8 protein-coding genes are annotated in these 10,036 nt (G+C 39.2%); 3 read left to right on the top strand and 5 right to left on the bottom strand.

Annotation, left to right across the window (positions count from 1 at the left end; genetic code table 11):
- Window positions 1-273: 273 nt before the first annotated feature.
- The gene (gene tyrS / locus F931_RS18220) at window positions 274-1,506 is read right to left on the bottom strand and encodes a tyrosine--tRNA ligase (RefSeq protein ID WP_025470410.1); all 1,233 of its coding nucleotides are present in this window, start codon (window positions 1,504-1,506) and stop codon (window positions 274-276) included.
- A 61-nt stretch (window positions 1,507-1,567) separates the two neighbouring features.
- On the opposite strand from tyrS, the gene anmK reads away from it, so the two are divergent.
- Window positions 1,568-2,695 (top strand): anhydro-N-acetylmuramic acid kinase, encoded by a 1,128-nt coding sequence (anmK, locus tag F931_RS18215; RefSeq protein WP_016142642.1) that lies wholly within the window; start codon window positions 1,568-1,570, stop codon window positions 2,693-2,695.
- Window positions 2,696-2,822: 127 nt separating this feature from the next.
- Window positions 2,823-3,665: an alpha/beta fold hydrolase gene (locus F931_RS18210; protein WP_016142641.1), complete on the top strand. Its 843-nt coding sequence runs from the start codon at window positions 2,823-2,825 to the stop codon at window positions 3,663-3,665.
- A 59-nt stretch (window positions 3,666-3,724) separates the two neighbouring features.
- Here F931_RS18210 and erpA read toward each other — a convergent pair whose 3' ends face one another.
- The 4 genes from erpA to F931_RS18190 form a co-directional block, all read right to left on the bottom strand.
- A complete protein-coding gene (gene erpA / locus F931_RS18205) occupies window positions 3,725-4,060 on the bottom strand; it encodes an iron-sulfur cluster insertion protein ErpA (RefSeq protein ID WP_002115421.1) in 336 nt (111 codons plus the stop codon).
- Between the two features lie 124 nt (window positions 4,061-4,184).
- Window positions 4,185-5,189, bottom strand: coding sequence for a putative solute-binding protein (locus F931_RS18200; protein WP_016142640.1), 1,005 nt, complete (start codon window positions 5,187-5,189; stop codon window positions 4,185-4,187).
- 353 nt (window positions 5,190-5,542) lie between these two features.
- Window positions 5,543-6,550, bottom strand: a complete 1,008-nt coding sequence (locus F931_RS22425) for a putative solute-binding protein (RefSeq protein ID WP_002115480.1) — start codon at window positions 6,548-6,550, stop codon at window positions 5,543-5,545.
- A gap of 255 nt (window positions 6,551-6,805) precedes the next feature.
- Window positions 6,806-7,810, bottom strand: coding sequence for a putative solute-binding protein (locus F931_RS18190; RefSeq protein WP_016142639.1), 1,005 nt, complete (start codon window positions 7,808-7,810; stop codon window positions 6,806-6,808).
- Between the two features lie 253 nt (window positions 7,811-8,063).
- Between F931_RS18190 and yheS the strand changes: the two genes are divergently transcribed.
- Window positions 8,064-9,992, top strand: coding sequence for an ATP-binding cassette domain-containing protein (gene yheS / locus F931_RS18185; RefSeq protein WP_016142638.1), 1,929 nt, complete (start codon window positions 8,064-8,066; stop codon window positions 9,990-9,992).
- Window positions 9,993-10,036 lie beyond the last annotated feature (44 nt).

Here is a 10,036-nt window from a genome sequence, read left to right as displayed (position 1 = left end):
GATTCCAAAGATTCCAAAGATTCCAAAGATTCCAAAGATTCCAAAGATTCCAAAGATTCCAAAGATTCCAAAGATTCCAAAGATTCCAAAGATTCCAAAGAAATAATAGAGTAAATACTCTACTCCACTTTATATTTCTTCTTATTTTTTAATATACTTCTTTTATTATTAATTATATCTAGATGGTTCCACGTGGAACGCTTAATTACTTTGGTAACTCTAAAATAAAAAAAGCAGGATTACTCCTGCTTTTATCACTATATAACTTTCTTATTAATCAGTGAAAATTACACGTGCAATTGCTTTTTTACCCGATTGAATAATAAAGCTGCCATTTTCTTTTACAGAGAAGCTTGCATCAACCGCGTTCCAGTCAACTTTAACTGCGCCACGAGCTACTGCATCTTTAGCCGCAGCTGCATTCGGATTTAGGCCTGCTACACGTAGAATGGTAGCAATAAAGATTTCTCCACCAAATTCACCACGTGAAATAGTTACTTCCGGTGTATCTTCAGGTACTTCACCTTCTGTAATACGGTTACCCGCACTCTTATGGGCATTAGCAGCAGCTTCTGCATCATGGAAGCGTTCAACGAGCTCAAGTGCAAGAATACGTTTTACTTCTTGTGGATTACGACCAGCAGCAATTTCATCTAATAAAGCTTTGATCTCATCAAGAGATTTGAAACTTAATAAATCGAAATAGCGTTCGATTAAAGAGTCTGGCATTGATAAAACTTTTTGGTACATTGCCCCTGGTGTATCAAATACACCAATATAGTTACCTAAAGATTTAGACATTTTATTTACGCCATCTAGACCTTCTAGAATCGGCACAGTGATACACACTTGAGATTCTTGGCCATAACGACTTTGTAAAGTACGGCCCATAAGTAAGTTAAAGGTCTGGTCTGTACCGCCTAACTCAACGTCAGCTTCAAGCGCAATTGAGTCATAGCCTTGAACTAAGGGATATAAAAATTCATGAATTGCAATCGGCTGATGGTTGCTATAACGCTTTGTAAAGTCATCACGCTCTAACATGCGAGATACGGTTTGCTGGCTTGCCAATTGGATAAGGTCAGCAGCAGACTTTTGATTAAACCATTCTGAGTTAAAACGTACTTTTGTTTTATTTGGGTCTAATATTTTGAAAACTTGTTCTTGATAAGTTTTAGCGTTAGCTTCTACCTGTTCACGTGACAACGGCGGACGAGTTGCGCTTTTACCAGTTGGGTCACCGATCATCGCTGTATAGTCACCGATCAAGAAGGTAACTTCATGGCCCAAATCTTGGAAAGTTTTTAGTTTGTTAATAAGAACCGTATGGCCTAAATGTAAATCTGGTGCTGTAGGGTCAAAACCAGCTTTAATTTTAAGAGGGCGATTCTCTTTAAGCTTTTTCAGTAAATCTTCTTCTGAAATAATTTCGTGCGTGCCTCGTTGGATGAGGGCAAGCTGTTCTTCGGCGGGCAAGAAATTTGACATCACAAAACCTAAACACATCAGTTATTCAATTTGTGCGATATACTAACATTTTTTCAGCGTCTTGCAGGGGAAGTTGCATATGAGCGCAATCTATATCGGCGTAATGACTGGCACTAGTATGGATGGTGTGGATATTGTTGCGGCTTCATTTGAGCCACTACAGCTTCATGCCACACTTACAGTTCCATTCGAACCCGAGTTACGTGATGAGCTTATGGCATTAACTTTACCCGATGACAATGAAATTGACCGCATGGGTAAAGCTGATGTTGCTCTAGCCAAAATGATTGGCGATGGGATTAATACTCTCATTGAAAAGCACCAATTAGACCGTAGCCAAATAAAAGCAATTGGTTCACATGGACAAACTATTCGTCATCGTCCAGAACATGGCTTTACGCTACAAATTGGTGATCCAAACATTATTACTGAAATTACTCAAATTCCGGTCGTTTCAGATTTTCGTCGTAGAGATATGGCAGCGGGGGGCCAAGGCGCGCCACTAGTTCCAGCTTTCCATCAAGCATTATTTCAACATCCAAGTATTCATCGTGTGATTCTGAATTTAGGTGGGATTGCCAATGTGAGTATGCTGCCTGCCAATAACAGTGACGGCGTATTTGGTTTTGATACAGGTCCTGCAAATATTTTGATGGATGCATGGTGCCATCGCCATACAGGCCATCCATATGATGAAAATGGCGACTGGGCTGCTTATGGACACCCTATTCGCTCTTTACTCGACCGCCTTTATGCTCATGAGTATTTTTCTAAAGAACCACCTAAGAGCACAGGACGTGAAGACTTTAATATTGACTGGTTGGATGACCAGTTAATCGATTGGCGAAATGATTTAACTTATGATGAGTTAGAAGATACACCTGAAAACATCCAAGCAACCTTATTAAAACTTACTGTGCGTGCTATTCAAAAAGCAATTTATCGATCTGAAATGGAAACAGGCGAAGTATATGTTTGTGGTGGCGGTGCTTATAATTCTTATTTATTAGAACAATTACGCTGGCGTTTACGTAAACATAATTGGTCTGTTCAACCTACAGATGTTTTGGGACTTTCCCCTACTTGGGTCGAGGCTACAGCATTTGCATGGTTAGCAATGCGTTTTGTAGATGGTTTAAGTGGTAATTTACCAGCGGTAACAGGTGCTTCGGATTTCAGAATTCTAGGTACGATCACGGCGGTATAAAGCTATTTATCGATTTGATTGGTCAGATTCGACCTCATAACACATTTACTGACCCGAAATGCTGTTATTTAAATGAGCATAAAAACTCATGATAAATGCCAACAAAAATAATTTAAGGCATGTTTTCATGGATCTGACCAAACGTATTCATCAATACACACGTGGGGCTTGGACATTCGATGTAATTGACTCAGGCCCTATGGATGGTCCAATCATTGTTTTATTACATGGTTTTCCAGAAACTGCCCATAGTTGGGAGCGAACCTCTGAGTTACTGCATCAGCATCAATTTAGAACGCTTGCGATTCATCAACGCGGTTATAGTTTAAATGCTAGGCCTCAAAGCCGATTTCAATATTCACTAAGTGAACTTGTAGAAGATGTGGCCAGTTTAATTAAGCAGTTGGGTCAGCCAGTTTATTTAATTGGGCATGACTGGGGTTCGGCAATCGCTTCGGGCGTTGCGATGAAGTATCCACAATATATTCAACATCTCACCTTAGTTTCTGTCCCCCATCAAGCCGCTTTTTTAAAAGCTTGTTTAAGCAGTAGACAACTTTTTAAATCTTATTATTTTGCAATTTTTCAGCTACCGATTCTGCCCGAGCTTTTATTTAAAAAGTTACCTAAATTGGGCCGTACATTTCTTAAATCATCTGGCATGACTAAGCAGCAAATTGAAATATTCGAGGCTGAGTTTATAAAGGAAAATAGATTAATGACGGCGTTGAATTGGTATCGTGGCTTTTTTTGGGACAAACCTCAAAATCCATTTAAAGCCATAGATGTTCCAACTCTTTTTATTTGGGGTAAACATGATATTGCCGTTACAGAAAAAAGTGCCGAGCTAAACTCACGTTATTTTAAAAATAGTTATGACGCAGTTTTTATGGATGCGTCGCATTGGATTCCTTATCAGAATGCACCTGAACTCGTGCAATTTTTTTTAGAATCTGTCCGTGAAAAATAATAATTTGCTCAATAAAAAAACCTCTCGTTACGGAGAGGTTTTTTTATTTTAAAATTCTGTTAAATCGAGAATGAAGAACCACAACCACATGTTGTTGTTGCATTCGGATTTTGTACGATAAAACGCGAACCTTCAAGACCTTCTACATAGTCAACTACTGAACCAATGAGGTATTGGTAGCTTAATGAGTCAACCAGCATTTTCACATCGCCATTTACGAATTCTGCATCATCTTCATTTACGCTTTCAGCAAAATTGAAGCCATACGAAAACCCTGAACACCCGCCTCCCGTTACATATACACGTAACATGAGATCGTCATTCCCTTCACTATCACGGAGTTGGCGTACCTTATTGGCAGCATTATCTGTCAAAACTAGAGCTTGGGCATTCATGATGATTGTTCCTCGGATTTTGCTGTGCCTTTCAAAATAAAAAAGACCCTATATTGAGTATAGCATAATCAATATAGGGTCTGTCTTCGAAGTTTAAAGCGAATCTTGAGTATTTTTATCAAGATTATTTGTAATTCTCGTCTTGTAAGCCACATTCGAAGTTTTTCGCATCTTGCTTACAACGGAATTGCCATAGTAGTTTCATCATGCGTTTATCGTATACACCACGTTGTGTAAGGTTAATTCGAGACTCACGCATGAGCTTTTGGTAGCCCGGTTTATCGGCAGCCGGAACCTCCATCCAGTATTTTTGTGGAATATCAGCTTTCATTTTACCCAAGATCGTAAAAGCACGTGGTAGCTGACCTGAAACCCATTCTCTAGATTTTTGGCCAAAACCAGCCGGAAACTTGTCGGGACGGATAATAATATTTCCTGTGACCTGTAAGATCGGATAGTTCACAATTGCACCTTTAGTTCCTAAACCTTTTTGTAATTCCAAAGGTTTAAATGCTGCTGCTGGCGCACCAATAATATCAACTTGATGGTTATTAAATTTCGCACCGAAATTTGTTACGTCAGCACTCACAGCCTGTGCCCCGACCTGCTGAACCATAATTTTTTGTGCTTCATCATAGTCAAGAACAGCGATTTTCTTACCTGCGGCTTTCGCTACTGTATTGATGCTGCGATCGTTTACCAAAAGATAAGCATCACCAACCGGGATAACACCAACAACCTCATAGCGTCCATTCACCATATATTTACTAAAAGTCGGACTTGCTAAACCTTGCATCACTTTTACAGCAAGCTTGAGGTCAGGAATGGCCCCTATTGCGTCTAATGACCCAGTAAATGAGTTAAATTGGCGGCCACGCATCCCTGATACACTGATACCATCACACTTACCCGCTTTAAAATCTTCAGCGATCACGGCTTCATTCTGGTTTACTTTAAGTTCGATATCAGCTCCCCAGTTTTTAGCGGCAAGTTGATAATCCTTCATCAGTGCATAGACATCGCCATTTTTACCAACAAAGTCAAAAACACATACTATTTGTTTAGCCTGAGCTGCAAAAGAAACTGTGGTAAGTCCCATCGCAAGTAATAGCGTTTTGGAAAATTGCATATTATTTTTCCTTTCCTTGTGGAGTTTTTGTTTTTCGATACCAAGAAATTTCACACCAATAAGGTATGAATCGGATAGGCCTCATATAAAAATCATGTTGGAATATTTGTATAGACCCTCTTTACTTTTATGATTTTATTTCCATGAAAAATAGATAGCGATTGATCTATCTACTAGCAATTATTTTAATCACTCAAGTCCTTGATCCATTTTTATACCCTTCATGCTTCCTTATGAAGTTTTTATCTAAATTTAGCTTAACGTCTTTCTAACCAACAACAATGGCAGAATTGACAGGACATAGAAAACAAAAAGCCTAGAACTCAGTCTAGGCTTTCTGAAAAAAATTAGGATTATTCACCAGGCATTGAACATTCAAAGTTAGCCTTGTCTACAGAACAACGTGCTTTTTTCAATACAGACATCATTCCTGCATCGTAAACACCGCGTTTAGTTAAGTCCATACGGCCATCACGCAACATTTTTTGATACTTAAGTTTGTCTTCAGCACTTAAGTTCATTTTGTATTTGCCAGGAATTTGCGCTTCTAAACGGTTGATCATTGCAAAGCTCTTCGGTAACTGTTTAACAAACCAGTCACGAGATTTTTGACCAAAACCAGCTGGGAATTTATCAGAACGTAATACTAGATCTGCTGTAACGTGTAATACAGGGAAGTTCCACATTACACCGTTTGCGCCTAAACCTTTATTTAATTCTAATGGTTTGTAAGCATAAGCAGGCGCACCTACCATATCTACCTGACCATTGTTAAATTTAGCAGCAAAGTTTGAGATATCAGAAAGAACTGCTTGAGCACCTACGCGTTGCACCATAATTTTTTGTGCATCGTCATAACCCAATACAGCGAATTTTTTACCCGCAGCTTTTTCAACAGAGTTGATGTTTTTATCACGTACGAAGATGAATGCTGAACCTAGCGGAGAAATACCAGCAACTTCGTATTTTTTACCACCCATATTTGTGGTCATTTTTGCTGCATTACGCGCATCTAATACATAAGTAATTGCACGTTGAGCGATTTGGTTGTTTGGAACACCACCGAGTGAGTCGATAGATCCTGCAAATTTATTATATTGGCGTGCACGCATTGCTGTCATTGCTACAGCATCACATTTACCCGCTTTAAAATCATTATCAGCAACAGCCTCGTCCTGACGAGGAACTAAGTTAATTTCAGTACCCCAGCCTTTTGCAGCAAGAGCCCATTCTTCCATCATTTTATATGAGTCGCCTGCTTTTCCTAAGAGGTCGAATACACATACGGTACTCGCTGCTTGCGCTGAAGCAGAAAAACCAACAACAGAAGCGGCAGCCATAGCAAGTACGATTTTTTTCATTTTCTTCATCCTTCCACGGAACAGATTTTTTGTTTGAAGTTTCCTTTCAAACACAGATATTAATCATGTTTTTTAGAAAAAAATAGAGCTTTTACTCAAATATTTTTATCTCATTGAACCATTGTTTGTTCAATTTAAATTATTTATTAGGGGCAAAAATGACTAAGTTTCCATAAGTTACTTTTTATATTCACAATTTTCATACCCATATTCAGCTTTGAAATATATGTAGCGTTTTTGTGTTTAAAAAATAAACTACTCCCCATTGAGCGTACATTCAAAATTTGTCCGTTCAACTGTACAGCGAGCACGCTTAAGCACACTCATCATGGTTGTATCATATACACCTTGTTTTGTTAAGCTGAGGCGGCCTTCGCGTAAAATTTTTTGATACTTGGTTTTATCTTCTGCTGAAAAATTCATTTTTATTTTTGAGGGTACGCCCATTTCTAGCCGTTTTATCATGGCAAAATTCTGGGGTAATTGTTGTATAAACCAAGCACGCGACTTTATACCGAAATCTGTGGGAAACTTATCACTTCGAGCAACTAAATCTCCCGTAACGTTAACTACGGGGAAAGTAAACATTGCCCCTTTCACTCCAACGCCTTTACCAATCTCTAAAGGTTTATAAGCATAAGCTGGCGCAGCAATTGTATCGACTTGTCCACTATTAAACTTTTTCACAAAATCGGTAATTTCTGAAGGAATAGGCTGGGCACCTACACTTTCCACCATAATTTTCTGCGCTGCGTCATATTGCAAAATAGCAAACTTAGTTCCACGTACTTTTTCAATTGAATTGAGGTTTTTATCCTTCACAAATAAATAAGCTAATCCAATCTGGACAATGCCAACAACTTCGTAATTGGTTCCATTTTGTGCTGTCACCATGCGATGTTTATTACGTTTATCTAAAACATAACTGATTGCTTTTTGGGCAATTGCATTACTGCTTACCCCGCCAATCGCATCAATCGAACCTGCAAATTTATTGTAATTTCGCGCCCGCATGGAGGTCATATATGCGGCATCACATTTACCCTCACGTAATCTACGGTCAACCAAACCTTCATCTTGAAATGGAATTAAAGTGATATCTGCTTGCCACTCTTTCGCCGCAAGCGCCCACTCTTCCATCATTTTATAGGATTCACCTGACTTTCCTAATAAATCAAACACACAGACATTTTGTCCTGCATGTGCTGTTCCCATAGCACAGCAAAATACTGCACTAATTATCCCCAATCTTTTTTTCATTTGACTTTCCTTAGTCTAGTTTTATTAGTAGCTCATTAATCAACCAAACTTTAAACTGTTTTTATTTTAGCCATATTTTTTAAAAAGTATTCTATCTTGTTCAATATTTTGAAAATTTCAGATGAATAACGAAATTTAGGCTATCTTGATACATGCAATTATTAACAGCTGCTCACTAAAAACCGGAATGTTTTGTTTTCATCGGCAGTTCTCTTTAAAATACAGCATCCCTAACTCACCTCGATACAATAAGATGATTCAATTTGACCAAGTTTCTTTACGCCGCGGTGGACGTGTTCTATTTCAAAAAGCGTCTATGCAATTACACCCAGGTTGGAAGATTGGTCTAACTGGTGTAAATGGTGCAGGTAAATCGACCTTATTTGCTGCATTACTTGGTAGTTTAGGTGCAGATGAAGGTTCACTTACTCGTCCGACAGGCTGGACCGTAGCGCATATGGCGCAAGAAGTAAAAGCCCTAGATATGCCTGCAATTGATTTTGTTCTTTCAGGTGATGAAGAGTTTTGGGATATTCAAAATAAGCTTGCTCAACCCGATCAATTGACTGATTTTGAACTGGCTAAATTGCATGGTCGCTTTGATGAAATTCATGGTTATTCAGCTCCATCTAAAGCTGCTCAGCTCATGGCGGGTCTTGGTTTTCTAGAAAATCAGTTACGTTTAAACGTTGAGAGTTTCTCAGGTGGATGGCGTATGCGTTTAAATTTGGCGCGTACATTGATGAGTCGTTCAGATTTACTATTACTAGACGAACCAACCAACCACTTAGACTTGGATGCAATTCTGTGGTTAGAAGATTGGCTTAAAGCCTATGAAGGTACTCTCATCTTAATTTCGCATGATCGCGACTTTTTAGATGCAATTACAGATCATATTCTTCACATTGAAAATCAAGAACTCACGCTTTACACCGGAAACTACTCTACATTTGAAACCACGCGTAGTGAACGTCTTGCCCAGCAGCAACAAGCTTTTGAGAAGCAGCAAGAAACACGTGCTCATCTACAAAAATTTATTGACCGTTTTAAAGCAAAAGCGACTAAAGCTCGTCAGGCACAAAGTCGTATTAAACAACTTGAACGCATGCAGCAACTTGCACCCGCTCACATTGATACGCCGTTTACTTTTAGTTTCCGTGAACCGACCAAAATGAGCTCCCCTTTGCTGACTTTAGACAATGCCAGCATTGGTTATGGTGATAAGCAAATAGCTGCCAAAATCAGATTACAAATTACACCAAACTCACGTATTGGTTTGCTTGGGATGAACGGCGCAGGTAAGTCAACACTAATTAAAAGTTTGGTTGGTGATTTACCGCTCTTGGCAGGCGAACGTAAAGCTTCCGAGCTGCTTAACATTGGTTACTTTGCACAGCACCAAATGGATGCTTTAGATGGCAATGCTAGTCCAATGCTACAGCTTACCCGTATAGCAGATAAACAAATTAGTGAAGCCACCCTACGTTCGTTCTTAGGTAGTTTTGGCTTTAGTGGTGAACGCATGGATACGCCATGTGAAAGCTTTTCTGGTGGAGAACGCGCTCGTTTAGCCCTAGCACTCATTGTATGGCAGCGTCCAAATGTTTTAATTCTCGATGAACCGACAAACCATTTAGATCTTGATATGCGTCATGCGCTGAGCATGGCATTACAAGATTTCGAAGGAGCTGTCGTTCTGGTTTCCCATGAACGCCAACTCATTGCAAGCGTTTGTGACGAGCTTCTTTTAGTACACGGCGGTAAATGTACTGAATTCGAAGGTGATTTACAGGACTATGCTAAATGGCTACGTGAAGCACGCCAGCAACAAATTAATGCTCAGACTGCTGTAGCACAGAATAACTCATCCTCTGCCGCTCCTGCGCCTACCAAAGTTGATAAAGAAGCGCAGCGTAAAGAAGCGGCTCGTCGTCGTGAACAGACTCGACCTATTCGTAAAAATATTGAGAAAGTTGAGTCTCAAATTGAAAAGCTACAACCACAGCTTGCCAAAATTGAAGAGTCCTTGGCAGATACTTCTTTATATGACGCTGCACGTAAGGATGATTTGCTCAAACTTATGAATGAACAGACAGAGCTAAAAGCTAAACTTGAACAATATGAAGAGCAGCTATTAGAACTCATGATGGAATTGGAAGAGATGGAAGCATCTTTTGATTAATCTATTTTCTAAAATAAAAAAGCCGATTTCTTAATCGGCTTTTT

The sequence above is a fragment of the Acinetobacter pittii ANC 4050 genome, assembly GCF_000399685.1.
Lineage (GTDB): Bacteria > Pseudomonadota > Gammaproteobacteria > Pseudomonadales > Moraxellaceae > Acinetobacter > Acinetobacter pittii_E.
This window is presented reverse-complemented; position numbering and strand designations above follow the sequence as displayed.

Bases quoted from the DNA above. Each gene is read 5' to 3' on its own strand.
- tyrS (WP_025470410.1), bottom strand. From the start codon at position 1,506: ATGTGTTTAGGTTTTGTGATGTCAAATTTCTTGCCCGCCGAAGAACAG.
- anmK (WP_016142642.1), top strand. From the start codon at position 1,568: ATGAGCGCAATCTATATCGGCGTAATGACTGGCACTAGTATGGATGGT.
- F931_RS18210 (WP_016142641.1), top strand. From the start codon at position 2,823: ATGGATCTGACCAAACGTATTCATCAATACACACGTGGGGCTTGGACA.
- erpA (WP_002115421.1), bottom strand. From the start codon at position 4,060: ATGAATGCCCAAGCTCTAGTTTTGACAGATAATGCTGCCAATAAGGTA.
- F931_RS18200 (WP_016142640.1), bottom strand. From the start codon at position 5,189: ATGCAATTTTCCAAAACGCTATTACTTGCGATGGGACTTACCACAGTT.
- F931_RS22425 (WP_002115480.1), bottom strand. From the start codon at position 6,550: ATGAAAAAAATCGTACTTGCTATGGCTGCCGCTTCTGTTGTTGGTTTT.
- F931_RS18190 (WP_016142639.1), bottom strand. From the start codon at position 7,810: ATGAAAAAAAGATTGGGGATAATTAGTGCAGTATTTTGCTGTGCTATG.
- yheS (WP_016142638.1), top strand. From the start codon at position 8,064: ATGATTCAATTTGACCAAGTTTCTTTACGCCGCGGTGGACGTGTTCTA.